Origin of the sequence: Aminithiophilus ramosus (genome assembly GCF_018069705.1) — a bacterium.
Taxonomy (GTDB): Bacteria; Synergistota; Synergistia; order Synergistales; family Aminithiophilaceae; genus Aminithiophilus; species Aminithiophilus ramosus.
On record NZ_CP072943.1, the window covers coordinates 2,625,173 to 2,641,262 of the forward strand.

Here is a 16,090-nt window from a genome sequence, read left to right on the forward strand (position 1 = left end):
GCGATCAGAAGACCTGCTCCGTCCGGGCGATGATGTCGTTCTGGATGCGCGAGTCGAGGGCGGTGAAGAAGGCGCTGTATCCGGCGACGCGGACGACGAGGCCCCGGTACTTCTCGGGGTTCTTCTGGGCGTCGAGGAGCGTCTCCTTGCTGACGACGTTGTACTGGACGTGGGAGCCGCCGTGGGTGAAGAGGGTCTCGGTGACGGCGACGAGGTTCTCCAGTCCCCTGTCGTCCTTGACGGCGTTGGGGTGGAACTTCATGTTGAGCAGCGTGCCGTTCGAGGCCTCGGCGTGATCGAGCTTGGCCACGGAGAGGGCCGTCGCCGTCGGTCCCGACTGGTCCAGGCCGCCGCTGGGCGAGACGCCGTCGGCAAGAGGCGTGTTGGCCTTCCGTCCGTCGGGCGTGGCCATGACGGCCGCCCCCATGGGGACGTTGGCCGAGGCCGGGTAGAGGCCGGGCTGGAACTGGCCGCCCCGGGGGTTGTGGTAGCGGTCGACCTCGCGGCAGTAGATCATGGCCGCCTCGCGGGCCAGCACGTCGACGTAGTCGATGTCGTTGCCGTACTTGGGGGCCCTGTTGAGGAGGAGCTGGCGGACGGCCTCGCCGTCGGGCCCCTCGAAGTTCTTGTCGATGGCCGTCTTGAGCTGCTCCATGGTGAGGGCGTTCTCCTCGAAGACGAGCTTCTTCACGGCGGCGAGGGAGTCTCCGGCGTTGGCGACGCCCACGCCCTGGGGACCGGTGAAGTTGTAGACGGCCCCTCCCTCCTGAAGCGACTTGCCGGACCCGATGCAGTCGTCGACCATGGAGGAGAGGAAGGGCAGGGGCATGTTCCGGGCGTGGGTGGCGTCGACGGCGTTGTCGGCGATGGCCAGAAGACGGACGAAATACTCCATCTGCTTGGCGTAGGCCTCCTTGAACTGCTCGAAGGTGGTGAAGGAAGTGGCCTTGCCCGTCTTGGGGCCGAGCTGCTTGCCGCAGGCCGGGCAGACGCCGTCGTTCATGGCCAGCTCGACGATCTTGGCCAGATTGAAGAAGGCGGCGTCGTGCCACCCCTCGGTCTTGCCGCCGCACTGGGGCTCGACGCAGCCGATCATGCAGTAGTCGCGGGCGTCGTCGCGGGCCAGCCCCCGGGCCAGGAGGGCGGGGATGATGACGCGGTCGTTGTAGTAGGCCGGAATGCCCAGCCCCTCGCGCGTCGTCTGGACGGCCTTGAGGTAGAAGATATGGGGCGTGTTCTCGTGGATCCGGACCGACAGGGAGGGCTGGTAGAGCTTGGTGTTCTGGGCGGCCTGGAGACAGATGTAGGAGATGGCGTTGGTGGCGTCCTCTCCTTTGCGGTTGACGCCGCCGACGATCATGTTCTGGAAGAGGGGGTAGCCGCCGAAGACCTTCGTCGACTCGGCGTCGCGGATCTTGTTGAGCTCCGTCAGCTTGATGAAGAGGAGATCGACCAGCTCCTGGGCCTTTTCGACGGTGATGGAGGGGTCCTTTGCGAAGTGGGGGTACATGTACTGATCGAAGCGGCCCGGCGAGACGGAATGGCCGTTGGACTCGATCTGGATGACGAGGTGGAGGAACCACCAGGACTGGCAGGCCTCGTGGAAGCTGCCGGCCGGCTCGGCGGGAACCTTGCGGCAGATCCGGGCGATCTCGAGGAGTTCGGCCTTACGCCGCGGATCGGGGCAGGAGGCCGCCTGCTTCTCGGCCTCGGCGGCGAAGCGGCCGGCGAAGCGGATGACGGCCTTGCAGGAGGTGATGATGCTGTTGTAGAAGTGGCACTTGCGCAGGTCGTCGGCGTCGGAGACGTCGAGCCTGGCCTTGGCCTCGGCGGCGTCGGCGATGATGCCGTTGAGGCCCCGCTCGAGGACCTTCCAGTAGCCGACGGAGATGTGGCCCACGCCGTTGTAGTAGTAGTTGCCGAAGGTGTAGACGCCGGCCATCATCGCCTCGAGACACTCGGGGGGCATGAGGTTCGTGGCCAGCTCGTTGTTGGTCTTGCCCTTCCAGTAGGGGAAGATGGCCCGAAGAGCGGCCTTGCTCTCCTCGGAGATCTGGAAGGCGTCGCCGTCGCGATGGGCCATCGTATCCAGCTCGGGCTCGATCCAGTCGCAGGAGAACTCGGGGAAGAGGGGCGAGCTGCGGGGCTTGGAGCACTGGTTGCCGACGATCAGTTCCTCGTCGCCGATGAAGATGGACATGTTGTCCAGAATCGTCTCCAGGGCGTGGGCACGCCGGGTGTAGACGGGAAGGCCCTCCGTCTCCTGGTAGGCCTTCGTCACCAGAAGGGCCCGCTCGACGCAGACTTCGGGCTGAATGCCCACGAAGCCGGCCAGCTTCTTCTGGACGCGGGGGCTGGGACCGCCCATGGAGAGGGGCTCGGCGATCTCCTTCGTCGCCGCGCAGCAGGCCGGAGCCGCAGCGGAGCCGGGGGCCGGGGCCAGGACCTGGCGGCAGACCTCGGCGATGAGCTTCTGAAGCATCTCTTCGTTCATGGTGAGACCTCCCTAGGTGTTCGCTGATCTGAAGGAAACTTCCCCGTCGTCCTCGACATCCGACGGGGACGGAAAGGCCCCGGAGGGGGGGCGAATCAGATATAGGGCGTCGTCGTCGACTTGGGCTCCGAGCCGAGCGTGGCCAGGAGCTTGACGCCCACCTCGCGGGCCGAGCGGATGGCCTGGCGGACGGCGCCCGAGTCGCCGGTGATCATGACGAAGGATTCGTTCGTGAACGACGTGCCCTTGCTGGGGGAGCAGTAGGCGTAGGCCTCGACCTCGGCGGCCTTGAGGGCCGTGTCGCTGATGACGACGCCGATGCCGGCGGGAGCGCCTAGGACGAGGCCGAAGGCCTTGCCCACGGGGGCGCCCAGGGCCTTGTTGAGGCAGTAGGAGGCCCGGGCCGTGTACTGGAGCTCCAGGTAGCCCACCTCGTTGGCCCAGACGTCGCCGAAGTAGGTGTCCAGACAGGAGAGGGTGACCTCGACGGCGCGGCGGATGTCGGAGACGTCTTCGGCGCCGAAGATGATGAGGCAGCCGTGACCGCAGCCGCCCTCGGTGTCACGGGGCATCTCGGCCGAGATGATCTCCGTGTTGGTGGCCTTGACGGCCTCGTCGGCGGCCATGAGCTGAGGGCCGGCGCCGATGCGGTCCGAGATGATCCCGATGGAGCGGAAGCGCTTGTCGATGCCCATCTTCTCGTGAAGGCTGGCGTCGACGTTGGCGATGACGAGGCCGATGGTGTGTCCCATGGCCGTGCCGATGTACTCCGTCACGCCGATGGGATCGAAATTGGCCGACGACCCCGACGGGACCTTCTCGGCCTTCGCCTCGGCGGGAGCGGCCGCCGGGGGAAGGGCGGGAGCCTCAGGAGTGCCCTGGGGACTCAGTTTCTGCATGACCTGCTCCATGACCTTTTTCATCAGTTCCTGTTCGTTCATGACGCGATCCGCCTCCTATCTCGCCGGGCCTATTCGACCTTGGGCAACAGCTTTTCCGTGTCCAGATGGGGGCGGGGAATGACATGGACCGATACGACTTCCCCAACCCTCTTGGCCGCGGCGGCTCCGGCGTCGACGGCGGCCTTGACGGCTCCCACGTCGCCGCGGACCATGACCGTCACGTAGGCCGATCCGATCTTCTCGTAGCCGATGAGTCTCACGTTGGCCGCCTTGACCATGGCATCGGCCGCCTCGATGGACCCCACCAGGCCGCGGGTCTCGATCATTCCCAGGGCATCTCCGTTCATCACAGGGCACCTCCTCGATCTGGGGAAAGGCCTCTTCCCTCTCCGTTCCTCTTTCGGTCACACCTTTCGGAAGGATCCTTTTTTATGAATAATTCACCTCCTTTTTGCTTATTTTTAAATTCAAAAAGAGACAAAGACCATCGGCAGGACAGGGCCAGACCTGCCCCCGGTCCGGGAGAGATCGGAATCGTTTTTGTCTCTGGTGGCGGAAAGGCGGAAACGTCGTTCGTCGCCGAGAAGATCCGGGGACGCCGAGGAAGGGCGGTCCTCGTCCCGTGACGGAGGCCTTCGAAGGGTGCCGCCTGGGAGGCGTCGGCCGCGGAGAAGCGCGTCGGGGCCAAACGAAAAAGGCCCCCGCTTCGCGCGGGGGCCCTGCAGACGGGAAAGGGGAAAAGAGGACGACGAGGCCCTCCCTCCTGATTCACCGGCCACACCCGCCCGCGCAGGCATGTTAACCTTCGCAGCCGCAGACCGGTCTCCTGACTCCCGTTCATCCTACTCCCGCGCCTTCCCGGAGGGATATCCCCCAGTGGCTTCGCGGTTTCGTCCCGGTTACAGTGGCGGGGCCGTTCCGGTTTTGCACCGGATTCCCGAACGGCGGCTGTTACTCTTTGAGAAAAATCGTACGAATAGATCGCTTTTGCGTCAACGACTATTTTTTGCTCGATTATTCCCAATTTGAACTCGATTACATCGAGCCCAAGTCCCTTCCGGCGACGATGACAAAAAAACGATCAAAAAATCGAAAGCGGCTCCTCTTTTTCGGGTAAACGCAACGAGATCCCCGGTGGAGGATGGACCCTCTTTCCCGTCGGAAGGCCATGGAGGCCGCCTCCCGAACCGCCGCAAGACCGGAAAGAGGCGACGGGGCCGAGGTCAAAAAAACCGATCCCGGCTCCGCTCGGGACAGAGATGAAACCCTACCCTTTCCCCTCGCAGTGCCGGGCCAGGCCCTCCAGGCCCGAGCGGAAGATCTCGCGGAAGATCGCCTCGTTCTCCCGGCGCCGGGCCAGATTGGTGTCGTCGTAGGAGCCGCTCCAGACGAGGAAGGTCTCTCCCGTGGCCGTGACGGGGAAGAGGGCCATGGCGGCCCTGTAGTCCGTCACGGCCATGGGGGAATCGATGAAGGCGTAACGAAGGAGACGTTCGTCGTCGGCGAGGGCCAGGAGGCGTTCCGAAGCCGCCTTCCCGTCGTTGAAGGTGATGTGACGGACCGAGCCCACGCCGATCCCCTCGAGACGGCTGGAGCGGATCATCGGGTGCCAGACGGAAATGGCGTTGTAGTCTCGGACGACGTCCCAGACCCTTTCCACAGGCGCCTTGAGAACGGCGCTTTCGAACAGATCGGCCATGGCCCTACCTCCCCCTTGCCTCGAATCGGCGCCAGAGGACCTCCGATCCCCCGGCGCCCCGGAGGGGGAAGCCGCCCGAAAGGCCGGGCGCGGCCTCGGGGCGGCTTCCCCCTCCGACTCAGAACACCTGCTCCCTCTCAGAACACCTGTTCCGTCCGGGAGATGATGTCGTTCTGGACGCTCCGGTCGAGGACGGTGAAGAAGGCGCTGTAGCCGGCCACGCGGACGACGAGGCTCTTGTATTCCTCGGGCTTCTCCTGGGCGGCCAGAAGGGTCTCTTTGCTGACGACGTTGTACTGGACGTGGGAGCCGCCGTGGGTGAAGAGCCCTTCCGTGACGGAGATCAGGTCGTCGAGTCCCTTGTCGCCCTTGAGGGCCGTGGGATGGAACTTCATGTTCAGCAGCGTTCCGTTGGAGGCCTCGGCGTGATCGAGCTTGGCCACGGAGAGGACCGTCGCCGTCGGGCCGCCCCGGTCGGCGCCGCCGCTGGGAGAGACGCCGTCGGCCACGGGCGTGTGCGCCTTCCGTCCGTCGGGCGTGGCCCCCATGGCCGCCCCGGTGCTCACGTTGCCCGAGACGGGGTAGAGTCCGGGCTGGAACTGGCCTCCCCTGGGGCAGTGGTAGCGGTCGACCTCCTTGCAGTAGACCAGGGTGGCCTCGCGGGCGATCCTGTCGACGTAATCGATGTCGTTGCCGTATTTGGGGGCCCTGTTGAGGAGCATCTGCCGCACCGACTCCCCTTCGGCTCCCGCGAAGTCGCTGTCGACGGCCTTTTTAAGCTGGGCCATGGAGAGGACCTTGTCCTCGTAGACGAGCTTCCTGATGGCGGCCAGGGAGTCGGCCAGGTTGGCGACGCCCACGCCCTGGGGGCCGGAGAAGTTGTAGACGGCGCCTCCCTCCTCGACGGCCTTCCCTCTCCCGATGCAGTCGTCGACCATGGAGGAGAGGAAGGGCAGGGGCATGTTGGTCATGTAGGTGGCGTCGACGGCGTTGTCGGCGATGACCATGAGGCGGACGAAGTGCTCCGTCTGCTTCTTGTAGGCCTCGTAGAAGTCCTCGTAGGTGGCGAAGGAGGTGACCTCTCCCGTTTTGGGCCCGATCTGCCTGCCCGAGAGGGGCTCGACGCCGTTGTTCATGACCAGCTCGACGATCTTGCCCAGGCTGAAGAAGGCGGCGTCGTGCCAGCCGTAGGTCTTGCCGCCGCACTGGGGCTCGACGCAGCCGATCATGGCGTAGTCGCGGGCGTCCTCGCGGGCGACGCCGCGGGCCATGAGGGCCGGGATGATGACCCTGTCGTTGTAGAAGGCCGGGAATCCCAGCCCGAGGCGGACCAGCTCGGCCGCCTTGCGGTAGAAGGCCAGGGGCGTGTTTTCGTGGATGCGGACCGAGAGGGAGGGAGAGGTGAGGCGGACGTTGGCCATGGCCTGGAGGACCATGTAGGAGAGGGGGTTCGTGGCGTCCCTGCCGCTCCTGTCGACGCCGCCGGCGATCATGTTCTGGAAGCACTGGTAGCCGGCGAAGACCTTCGTCGACTCGGCGTCGCGGACCTTGTTCATCTCCGAAAGCTTGATGAAGAGCAGATCGACCAGCTCCTGGGCCTTTTCGGCCGTGAGGTTTCCGTCGTTGACGTAGTGGGGGTACATGTACTGGTCGAAGCGACCGGGAGAGACGGAATGGCCGTTGGATTCGATCTGCATCACGTCCTGGATGAACCACCAGGACTGGCAGGCCTCGTGGAAACTCCCGGCCGGACGGGCCGGGACCTTGCGGCAGATCCGGGCGATCTCGAGAAGTTCGGCCCTGCGCTTCGGGTCGGAACAGGAGGCCGCCTTCTTTTCGGCCTCGTCGGCGAAGCGGCCGGCGAAACGGATGACGGCCTGGCAGGAGTCGATGACGGAGGCGAGGAAGTGGTCCTTCCTGAGGTCCTCGCCGTCGGCGATGTCCAGCCTGGCCCGCTCGGCCTCGGCGTCGGCGACGATGCCGTCGAGGCCCTTCTCCAGGACCTTCCAGTAGGCGACGGAGATGTGGCCCACGCCGTTGAAGAAGTAGTTGCCGAAGGTGTAGACGCCCAGATCCATGGCCTCGATGCACTCGGGCGGCATGAGTCGGGCCGCGATCTCGCTGTTCGTCCGGCCCTCCCAGTAGGGGAAGATGGCCCGGAGGGCGGCCTTCTTCTCCTCGGAGATGAGGAAGCGGTCGCTGTGTCGGTGGGAGAGGCTGTCCAGCTCGGGGATGAGCCACTTGCAGGAGAATTCGGGGTAGATGGGGGCGCTCCGCGGCGTGGAGCACTGGTTGCCGACGACGAGTTCGTCGTCGCCGATGAAGATCGTCATGTTGTCCAGGATCGTCGCCAGGGCGTGGGCGCGCCGTCTGTAGATGGGGTGCCCTTCCGTCTCCTGATAGGCCTTCGTCACCAGGAGAGCCCGCTCGACGCAGATCTCGGGCTGCTGTTCGAAGAAGCGCTTGAGCTTCCTCTCGATCCGGGGGCTGGGGCCGGCCATGTCGCGGGGATCGACGGCCTTTTTCCCCTCCGGCGGACCCTGAGGCGCCGTCTCGGCTTTCCGGGGCATGACCTGGCTGCAGACGTCGGCGATGAGTTTCTGGAGCATGGCTTCGTCCACGATGAGACCTCCTTCGTTTTCCTCTTCGAGGCCTCTCCCGTCGGGGCCGGGGTCTCGTCTTCCACGGAAAGGGTCGGGGCGGAAAAAACGTTTTACCTACGACGCCGACGAGGGGACCGGGGCCTCTGGCTCCACCCTGAGCCGGGGCAGAAGCTTCTCCGTGTCTCCGTGGGGGCGGGGGATGACGTGGACCGAGACGACGTCCCCCACGGCTCTGGCCGCGGCGGCTCCGGCGTCGACGGCGGCCTTGACGGCTCCCACGTCGCCGCGGACCATGACCGTCACGTAGGCCGATCCGATCTTCTCGTAGCCGATGAGCCTCCCGTTGGCCGCCTTGGCCATGGCGTCGGCCGCCTCGATGGAGCCCACCAGACCTCGCGTCTCGATCATTCCCAGGGCATCTCCGTTCATCACAGGGCACCTCCTCGATCGGGGGAAGAAGGCCTCCTTCCCCCCTTTTCCGGACGATCCGCCGAGGGGACGAACAAGCCGCTCCTCCGGCGGAAGGGTACAGACCATGGGCGGACAGGCATGGACCTGTCCTCGTCGTCACATCCGTCGACACCGCACGGAAGGGGCGGCCTTTCGGGGCCTTCCCGCAGGGAAGCCCCCTTTTTGGGGAAAACTCGAGGTCGGCACGATCTCGGCGAGGGAGAAACACGTCGGAGGAGGGCTCATCGGCCCAAAAGGAAAGGCCCCCGCTTCATGCGAGGGCCCTGCGGACAGGAGAGGAAAAGGGGAATCGCGTCACCCCTTCAGGTCACCGGCCGCACCTGCCCGCGCAGGGACGAAAACCGCCGCAGTCGACCGCCGATATCCTGACTCCCGTTCATCCTACTCCCGCGCCTTCCCGGAGGCGTTTCCTCCAGTGGCTTCGCGGTTTCGTCCCGGTCACAGTGGCGGGGCCGTTCCGGTTTCACACCGGATTCCCGAAGGGCGACTGCCTTTCTTTGAGAAAAAGCGTACAAACAGACGCCTTCTCCGTCAACGCCTTTTTCTTGTTCGATCTCCCCTCCCTTTGACGGAAGGACCCGCAGGAGGAGCCTTTCTTTTGTCGGATTCGAACGAAAAGGGGCAAGGAATCGAAAAATGTCCCTCATCCCTCGGCGGGATCGGCTCCGGAGGGAGCGACCCTTTCGTTCTCCGAGGGACGTCCGCCGCCGTCCGCGTCGAGGGCGACAGAGCCGCCGCCCTTTCCGGGGAAACGATGCGCCCTCCCGACGGAGGCGGCGAGGGAGATCAGGTTGACCAGGACCTGAAGGGCCTTTTCCATGGAGGGGACGGGGATGTACTCGTGGCGGCCGTGGAAGTTGTGCCCTCCCGTGAAGAGGTTGGGCGTGAGAAGCCCCCGGAAGGAGAGGCGGGCCCCGTCCGTCCCGCCCCGGACGGGCATCTCCCTCGCCTCGACGCCTGCGGCCGCCATGGCGCGCCGGGCCAGGTCGACGATGACCTGCCGATCTCCGTCGAAAAGGGGCGCCATGTTGCGGTACTGGTCGGCGAGGTCGAGCTCGATGGCCGCGCCGCTTGCGGCCGATGCGGCCTCGACCTCCCTCCGGAGTCGCTCCTTGCGCCGGAGGAAGCGTTCGCCGTCGTGATCGCGGACGAGGATTTCCAGCTCGGCCCTTTCGACGTCTCCGCAGAAGCGTTCGACGTGGAAGAAGCCCTGGCGTCCCTCGGTGCGGGCGGGGGTCTCGTCGGCGGGGAGGGACGCCACGAGGGCGGTCCCGACGAGGAGGGCGTTGATCATCGTCCCCTTGGCCGTGCCCGGGTGGACGCTGCGCCCTCGGATCGTCACGACGGCCCGGGCCGCGTTGAAGGTCTCGAAGGAGAGTTCGCCCAGGGGCCCTCCGTCGACGGTGTAGGCGAAATCGGCGCCGAAGGTCTCCAGGTCGAGGAGCTCGGCGCCGTGACCGATCTCCTCGTCGGGCGTGAAGGCCACGCGGACCGTGGCGCGGGGGATTTCGGGATGGGCCTTGAGGTAATCCAGGGCCGAGAGGATCTCGGCCACGCCCGCCTTGTCGTCGGCTCCGAGGAGGGTCCGGCCGTCGGTGACGACGAGCTCCTGCCCCCGGTACCTCTCCAGCTCGGGAAATTCCGACGGGCTGAGGCGGAAGAGCCCCTCCCCGTCGAGGACGATGTCCCCCCCCTCGTAGAGGACGACGCGGGGCGAGACGGAACGATCCGTCACGGCCGGCGACGTGTCGATGTGGGCGATGAGGCCGACGACGGGGACATCGGCCTCGGGAAGGTTCGACGGCAAGGCGGCCGTCACGTAGCCGTGAGCGTCGACGGTCACGGCGTCGAGGCCCATGGCCTCCATCTCGCGAGCCAGAAGACGGGCCATTTCCCACTGGCCGGGACTGCTGGGCGTCCCGCCTCCGTCGGGGTCGGCGTTGCTCGGAACGGTCACGTAGCGAAGGAAACGATCCAGAAGGGACGACACGATCCTGCCTCCTTTGTCGGGCTTAACCGCCCTGAGCCCAGCTTAGTCCAAGAGGGGAAAGGACGAAAGGGCCCCTCGAGGGGCCCTTTCGTCTTCCGAGGCGGAAGGTGGAGACGGGAGGAGGGTTCGTCACCCTTTTTCTAGAGGATGCCGATGGCCCTTCCGATGAAGAAGGCCACGGCGCCGCCGCAGAGAGGGGCTGCGACGGGGATCCAGGCATAGCCCCAGTCCGATCCGCCCTTGCCGGCGATGGGCAGGGCCGCATGGGCCAGACGGGGGCCCAGGTCGCGGGCGGGGTTGATGGCGTAGCCCGTGGGGCCGCCGAAGCTCATGCCCAGGGCGCAGACGAGGCCGCCGACGAGATAGGGCACGGCCCAGAAGGGGATGGTCTGGCCTTCGGCCGACTTGACGATGAAGAAAATGCCGAGAACGAGGAAGATGGTGACGATGAATTCGCAGAGGAAGTTGGCCACGGGATCGAGGATGGCCGGGCCCGTGCTGAAGATGCCCAGCTTGGCGCCCTTGTCCTCGGTGACCTTCCAGTGAGGCAGATAGATGAGCCAGACGACGCAGCCCGCGGCGAAACCGCCCGCCGTCTGGGCGACCATGGTGGTCAGGGCATGAGACATGGAGTAGACGCCCATGAAGACCTTGGCCATGGTGACGGCGGGGTTGATGTCGGCCTGGGGCGCTCCCGTGCTGACGGCGGCGAAGACGCCCATCATGACGGCCAGTCCCCATCCGACGTTGATCTCCATCCAGCCGGCCCCTTCTCCCTTGGATTTCTTGAGAAGGACGTCGGCGACGACGCCGCAGCCGAAGGAGCAGAGAACGAAGGTCCCGACGAACTCTCCGAACAGATTAGTCATGAGACACCTCCACAAAGAAATGTGAAACGGTCTTTGTCGACGATCCCCTGTCCCGTGTTGCCTCGCTCGGAAGTCTTCCGCAAAGGTCCGGGCCGCCCGAGAGACGTCTCGCCCCGCAAAGCCCCGTCGTCTCCGAAGGGAAGAAAGGGGCGGGAGAGCTCGAGGCGGAGTGTCTTTTCCTAGAGAAGGGCCTCCAGAAGGGCCCTGTGAGGCCGGCTGATGACGACGGCATCGACGAGGAAGCCCCGGGAACCGACGATTTCCCTGGCGGCGGCGACGGCCGTCTTGACGTTGGAGATCTCGCCGGTGAGGCTGAAGAAGGATTTGGCACCCATCCCCCGGCCCAGACGGATCTCGATGAGCTTGACCTGGGCGGCCTTGACGGCGGCGTCGGCCGCCTCGAGGGCGACGGGGGCGGCCATGGTCTCGACGATGCCCAGATCCTTGGGAAGGCCGGGATCGGTGGCGTCGGCAAGGGCCGCGAAGACGTCGGGATGGACGTTGGGGAGGATCATGTGGTCGATGACGGCCTCGCCGGCGGCCTGGAGGCCCGCGGCGAGAGAGCTTTTGACGGCGCTGACCTGACCTCCGACGACGACGAGATACTTGCCGGGACAGAGCGTGCAGGCCCAGAGGAGGGAGACGTCGGCGGCCTTGAGCATGAAGTCCGTGGCGAGGTACCCTTTCGCGACGCTGATGCTTTCCAGTGTGGCAATGGCCCGTTCCATCTTCATCCCTCCATCCCGATCGCTGTGATTCGAAGGGCCCCGTCGGTGATCTCCGTCACCCGGCCCCCCAGGGAGGCGTGAAGGGGGACGCCGAGGGCACCTTCGGGAGGCACGGCCACGACCTGTCCCTCGGCGACGACGTCGCCGACGGCGACGCGGGGCAGACAGGGAGCGCCCAGATGCTGCCGCAGCGGCAGGAAGACCTCGTCGACGGCGACCTCTCCCCGATAGGGAGGGTGATCCTCGTAGGCCGAGAGGCCCAGGCGGGCCATGAGGCGGTTCGTCGGCACCAGGCGGTAGGGGCGCAGGGGATGGGGCGCGATCTCCCTCTCGGGGAAGGCGGGGCCGATGCCCTGGCCTCGCAGGGCCTTCTTGAGCACCTGGTTGACGCGCCGCGGCGAGAGCTGCATGGGACAGGCGTGAAGGCCGCTGCAGAGGTTGCACTCGCTGCAGAGGAAGGCCTGGCGGAGGACGTCGGCCGTCCTCTGTTCGGGATAGGCCATGGCCCTCATGATGCGGTGGGGCTCCAGGTGATAGCCGACGAGGTTGCGCGAACAGGCGACGGTACACTGGTTGCACTGGATGCAGGCGAAGCGGGCCTGACGGATCATGCGCTCCACGTCCATCGTCTCGTAGCGGACCAGGGCCGAGTCACCGGGGACGACGAGGACACCGTTGCTGGTCTTGGTGATGTGGAAATCGGGCTCCCTGTGGTAGGGCCCCGTCATGGGACCGCCGTCGATATACCAGGGATCGGCCGTCGTCGGTCCTCCTGCCAGATCGAGGAGCTTCGCCGCCGGCGTGCCTAGGGGGACGAGCCAGATCCCCGGCTCCCGGACGGCTCCGCCCACGGTGACCCAGCTTCTCGTCACGGGATGGCCCTCCAGGGCCCGACCGATGTTGTAGAGGGTCTCGACGTTGTTGACGACGACGCCCACCTTCAGGGGAAGGCCCCCCTCGGGGACGGTCCGGCCCGTCACCTCCTGGATCATGATGATCTCGTCGCCGGCCGGGTAGTAATCGCCGACGACGAAGACGGAGCCTCCGGCGGCCTCCAGGGCCGCCCTCTCGGCCACGTATTTCTTCTTGAGGACGAAGAGGACCCTCGCCGCGCCCAGGGCCTCCGTCACAGCCTCGGCGGCGGCGACGAGGCGACGGGCCTCGGTCCTCATGAGATGGCAGTCGCCCGACAGCAGGGGTTCGCACTCGGCGGCGTTGATGAGGTAGGTGTCGATATCCCGGGCCTTGAGTTTGACGTGGGTCGGGAAACCGGCGCCTCCCGCTCCGACGACGCCGGCCTCGAAGACTTTGGCGCAGAGCTCGGAGGCGTTCACTCGCCCCGCCTCCTAGATGATCCGGAAGGCGCCGTGGAGCGTGCAGCGCCGCAGGCGGCAGAAGGAAAGCGGCGTCGTCGGCCCCTGCCCCGTCGACGTGGCGATGGTGAAGGCCGTGGGACAGTCGCCGCCGTAGCCCAGGGAGGCGAAGGAGGGGGCGTTCTTGGTGAAGATCGTCGTCTCCATGACGCGGGCCATGAGGCTCATGTTGTCGATGTTGGTGCTGTGGATGGCGGCGGAGTGACGGAAGCCGTGCTCGACGCGGAGGGCCATGGCCAGGGCCTCCTTGAAGTCGGCGACGCGCACCAGGGGGAGGATGGGCATGAGCATCTCCTCCTGGACGAAGGGATCGTCCTCCTCGCACTCGACGAGGACGATCCGCGTCTTGGCGGGGACGACGATGCCGATCTCCTTGAGGAGCCAGGTGGCGTCCTTGCCGATGCACTTTTTGTTGGGCTTGCCCTTGTCGTCGAAGACCAGCTCGCGGAGCCGGGCGATCTCGGCAGGCGACTTGAGCTCGTGGGCCCCGTTCTCCAGCATGTGCTTTTTGAGCTCGTCGGCGACGCAGTTGACGACGATGAGCTCCTTCTCCGACGTGCAGGGGAGATTGTTGTCGAAGGAACAGCCCAGGATGACGTCGATGGCGGCCTGGCGGACATGGGCCGTCTCGTCGACGACGACGGGGGGATTGCCCGGCCCGGCCCCGATGGCCGGCTTGCCCGAGCAGAGGGCGGCGTGGACGACGCCGGGACCTCCCGTGGCCGCCACGAGGCGGACGAGAGGATGCTTCATCAGGCTGTCGACGTTCTCCATGCTGATGGCCGTCAGCGTCGCGACGAGGCCGCAGGGAGCTCCGTTGCGCCCCAGCGACTCGTTGATGACCTCGACGGCCCGCAGCGTCGAGGCCTTGGCTCCCGGGTGGGGGGCGAAGACGACGGCGTTGCCGCCGGAGAGCATGGCGATGGCGTTGTTGATGACCGAGGCCACGGGGTTCGTCGACGGCGTGATGGAGGCGATGACGCCGAAGGGAGAGAGCTCTTCGATGACGAGACCGTTGTCGCCCGAGACGGCCTTGGTGGTGAAATATTCGGGACCGGGCGTCTTGGTGATGGCCAGCTCCTTCTTCAGGAGTTTGTCGTCGAGACGGCCCATGCCCGTATCCTCCAGGGCGAGGCGGGAGAGCTCCTCCAGGTGCTCCATGAGATCGGCGCGGAGGCCGTTGATGATCTTCGTCTTGGCCGCGATGTTGAAATCGCGGTGCCAGATCTTCTGAGCCGTGGCGGCCGCCTGAACGGCCTGATCCACGTCGTCGTAGCCGTAGATGCAGCGGCTGCCGCCGGAGTTGATTTCACCTTCGATGCGCGTCAGCACCTGCCTGACGATCTGGGCGAGGTCCTTTTGATCCATGCCCGTCACCTCCACCTTCCCGAAAAAAATTAGGACTCGAAAAGACTGTTCCAGACGTCGCGGGACTTGCCCGCCACGATCTGATCTTCTTCCACCGACCCGCCGCTGACGCCGACGGCGCCGACGGTCTTCCCCTCTTCCGTCAGGGGAACGCCTCCGCCGAAACAGCAGAGCCCCGGATCGGAGGCCAGGCCGTACAGGGGCGCTCCCGGCTGGACGAGGCGGGAGAGCTCCTCCGTCGACAGGCGGAGACGGGCCGCCGTCCTGGCCTTCTTCGGAGCCAGGTCGATGCTGACGGGAAGGGCCCCGTCCATGCGGTGAAGGGCCACGAGATCGCCTCCGGCGTCGACGGCGGCGACGACCATGGGAACGCCCACGCGGTCGGCCTCGCCTTCGGCCTCGGCCAGAAGCCGTTTGGCCCGTTCGAGGGTCATCCCGCCCTGCCCCTTGTCCTTTTCGGCGGCCAGGACCAGGTCGGTGACGCGGGCGACGAAGGCCTCGCCGTCACAGGCCAGGGCAAGGGCGTAGAGGAAATCGGAGAGACGGTTCATGTAGACGTAGGCCTCTTCGGCCATGAGCTCTTTCTCCAGGAGTTCCGAGGCCATCCGCTCGGCCCGCCGAACGATGGATCGGGCCTGATGAACGGCGCTTCCCGCCAGGGAGCCGCCGGGGAGGACGAACTGCCCCTGCGAGGGCCACTGGGCCTGAAGGGCGTCGATCCGCGCCTCCAGGATCCGGGGATCGGGGGGAGGAACGTCGCGCGTGCCCCGGGCCACATAGGCCATGAGGGCCATGAGCTCCCTCTGGGCGAACTCCATCTCGGCCCCGAGAGGCTCCGTGGGGCGGCCGCTCTTGGCGATCCCCAGAACGCTGTTGGCCTCGTCGAGGGTGCCGTTGAGCTCGATGCGGACGTCTCTTTTGGAGACCTTCGATCCGTCCCAGAGGCGCGTCGTTCCCCTGTCGCCGCCGCCGGTGTAGATGGGCGCCATCTACCTCGCCTCCAGATCGACGTCGAGGCTGTCGACGATGCCCACGACGGCCGCATCGATGGGAGAGGCCCCTTCGGCGGCCGAGGCCCGCGCCGAGCTGCCGGAGCAGAAGAGAACCGTCTCTCCTATGCCCGCTCCGACGAGATCGACGGCCACGAGGAAACCGTCCTTGTCCTCGACGGCCACGAGGTCCCCACCGGCCTGGGGCCTGAGGATCTGGAGAACGAGCAGCTTGTGGCCGACGAGACGATCATCCTTGCGGGTGGCGACGACGTTGCCGACGATTCTGCCCAGTTTCACCGCACATCCCCCCATTCTTTCAGGGCCGCCAGGGCCAACTTGACATCGGCCACGGCCCCGACGAAGGCTATGGTGTTGATCTGTTGGGGACAGTTGCCGACGATCTCTCCGGCGGCGACGGAAGAGGCCTTGGTGGCCACGTCGACGGCGGCCAGAATCTCCGCCACGGGCCCCTGGACGAGAAGGACCGCTCCCCAGGAGGCCTTCTCCATGGCCTCGTCTTTCCGGGAGCCCATGCGCCGTTCGATGATGCGGCGACAGGCCTCGGTCGGCTTGACGACAAGGTGGGCGTTCATGGCCATCG

Annotated in this window: 14 protein-coding genes and 2 riboswitches; all 14 genes read right to left on the reverse strand. The window is 66.2% G+C overall.

Going from position 1 to position 16,090, the window contains the following annotated elements; translation table 11 throughout:
* Positions 1-4: 4 nt before the first annotated feature.
* The gene (locus tag KAR29_RS11970; RefSeq protein WP_274373215.1) at positions 5-2,494 is read right to left on the reverse strand and encodes a glycyl radical protein; all 2,490 of its coding nucleotides are present in this window, start codon (positions 2,492-2,494) and stop codon (positions 5-7) included.
* 95 nt (positions 2,495-2,589) lie between these two features.
* On the reverse strand, positions 2,590-3,435 hold the full coding sequence (pduB, locus tag KAR29_RS11975) for a propanediol utilization microcompartment protein PduB (RefSeq protein ID WP_274373216.1): 846 nt from the start codon (positions 3,433-3,435) through the stop codon (positions 2,590-2,592).
* 29 nt (positions 3,436-3,464) lie between these two features.
* Positions 3,465-3,743: a BMC domain-containing protein gene (locus KAR29_RS11980; RefSeq protein ID WP_274373217.1), complete on the reverse strand. Its 279-nt coding sequence runs from the start codon at positions 3,741-3,743 to the stop codon at positions 3,465-3,467.
* Positions 3,744-4,195: 452 nt separating this feature from the next.
* Positions 4,196-4,385: riboswitch (cobalamin riboswitch) on the reverse strand.
* A 278-nt stretch (positions 4,386-4,663) separates the two neighbouring features.
* Positions 4,664-5,095 carry an SRPBCC family protein gene (locus tag KAR29_RS11985; RefSeq protein ID WP_274373218.1) on the reverse strand — a complete coding sequence of 144 codons (432 nt, stop codon included), beginning with the start codon at positions 5,093-5,095 and terminating at the stop codon, positions 4,664-4,666.
* A gap of 137 nt (positions 5,096-5,232) precedes the next feature.
* Positions 5,233-7,716 (reverse strand): glycyl radical protein, encoded by a 2,484-nt coding sequence (locus KAR29_RS11990; protein ID WP_274373219.1) that lies wholly within the window; start codon positions 7,714-7,716, stop codon positions 5,233-5,235.
* Between the two features lie 96 nt (positions 7,717-7,812).
* Positions 7,813-8,127: a BMC domain-containing protein gene (locus KAR29_RS11995; protein ID WP_274373220.1), complete on the reverse strand. Its 315-nt coding sequence runs from the start codon at positions 8,125-8,127 to the stop codon at positions 7,813-7,815.
* A gap of 380 nt (positions 8,128-8,507) precedes the next feature.
* Positions 8,508-8,701, reverse strand: a riboswitch (cobalamin riboswitch).
* 111 nt (positions 8,702-8,812) lie between these two features.
* Positions 8,813-10,159 carry a peptidase T gene (pepT, locus tag KAR29_RS12000; RefSeq protein WP_274373221.1) on the reverse strand — a complete coding sequence of 449 codons (1,347 nt, stop codon included), beginning with the start codon at positions 10,157-10,159 and terminating at the stop codon, positions 8,813-8,815.
* Between the two features lie 140 nt (positions 10,160-10,299).
* A complete protein-coding gene (locus KAR29_RS12005) occupies positions 10,300-11,028 on the reverse strand; it encodes an MIP/aquaporin family protein (RefSeq protein WP_274373222.1) in 729 nt (242 codons plus the stop codon).
* Between the two features lie 179 nt (positions 11,029-11,207).
* Positions 11,208-11,756 carry a BMC domain-containing protein gene (locus KAR29_RS12010; RefSeq protein WP_274373223.1) on the reverse strand — a complete coding sequence of 183 codons (549 nt, stop codon included), beginning with the start codon at positions 11,754-11,756 and terminating at the stop codon, positions 11,208-11,210.
* 2 nt (positions 11,757-11,758) lie between these two features.
* A complete protein-coding gene (locus tag KAR29_RS12015) occupies positions 11,759-13,090 on the reverse strand; it encodes a 4Fe-4S dicluster domain-containing protein (protein ID WP_274373224.1) in 1,332 nt (443 codons plus the stop codon).
* Between the two features lie 12 nt (positions 13,091-13,102).
* Positions 13,103-14,497, reverse strand: a complete 1,395-nt coding sequence (locus KAR29_RS12020) for an aldehyde dehydrogenase family protein (RefSeq protein WP_274373225.1) — start codon at positions 14,495-14,497, stop codon at positions 13,103-13,105.
* A gap of 29 nt (positions 14,498-14,526) precedes the next feature.
* Entirely contained in the window at positions 14,527-15,486 is a 960-nt protein-coding gene (locus KAR29_RS12025) for a cob(I)yrinic acid a,c-diamide adenosyltransferase (RefSeq protein ID WP_274373226.1), read from the reverse strand.
* Positions 15,487-15,786, reverse strand: a complete 300-nt coding sequence (locus tag KAR29_RS12030; RefSeq protein ID WP_274373227.1) for a EutN/CcmL family microcompartment protein — start codon at positions 15,784-15,786, stop codon at positions 15,487-15,489.
* Entirely contained in the window at positions 15,783-16,088 is a 306-nt protein-coding gene (locus KAR29_RS12035; RefSeq protein ID WP_274373228.1) for a BMC domain-containing protein, read from the reverse strand. The genes KAR29_RS12030 and KAR29_RS12035 overlap by 4 nt, the downstream gene beginning before the upstream one ends.
* Between the last annotated feature and the right edge of the window lie 2 nt (positions 16,089-16,090).

Bases quoted from the DNA above. Each gene is read 5' to 3' on its own strand.
- KAR29_RS11970 (WP_274373215.1), bottom strand. From the start codon at position 2,494: ATGAACGAAGAGATGCTTCAGAAGCTCATCGCCGAGGTCTGCCGCCAG.
- pduB (WP_274373216.1), bottom strand. From the start codon at position 3,435: ATGAACGAACAGGAACTGATGAAAAAGGTCATGGAGCAGGTCATGCAG.
- KAR29_RS11980 (WP_274373217.1), bottom strand. From the start codon at position 3,743: ATGAACGGAGATGCCCTGGGAATGATCGAGACCCGCGGCCTGGTGGGG.
- KAR29_RS11985 (WP_274373218.1), bottom strand. From the start codon at position 5,095: ATGGCCGATCTGTTCGAAAGCGCCGTTCTCAAGGCGCCTGTGGAAAGG.
- KAR29_RS11995 (WP_274373220.1), bottom strand. From the start codon at position 8,127: ATGAACGGAGATGCCCTGGGAATGATCGAGACGCGAGGTCTGGTGGGC.
- KAR29_RS12005 (WP_274373222.1), bottom strand. From the start codon at position 11,028: ATGACTAATCTGTTCGGAGAGTTCGTCGGGACCTTCGTTCTCTGCTCC.
- KAR29_RS12010 (WP_274373223.1), bottom strand. From the start codon at position 11,756: ATGGAACGGGCCATTGCCACACTGGAAAGCATCAGCGTCGCGAAAGGG.
- KAR29_RS12020 (WP_274373225.1), bottom strand. From the start codon at position 14,497: ATGGATCAAAAGGACCTCGCCCAGATCGTCAGGCAGGTGCTGACGCGC.
- KAR29_RS12025 (WP_274373226.1), bottom strand. From the start codon at position 15,486: ATGGCGCCCATCTACACCGGCGGCGGCGACAGGGGAACGACGCGCCTC.
- KAR29_RS12035 (WP_274373228.1), bottom strand. From the start codon at position 16,088: ATGGCCATGAACGCCCACCTTGTCGTCAAGCCGACCGAGGCCTGTCGC.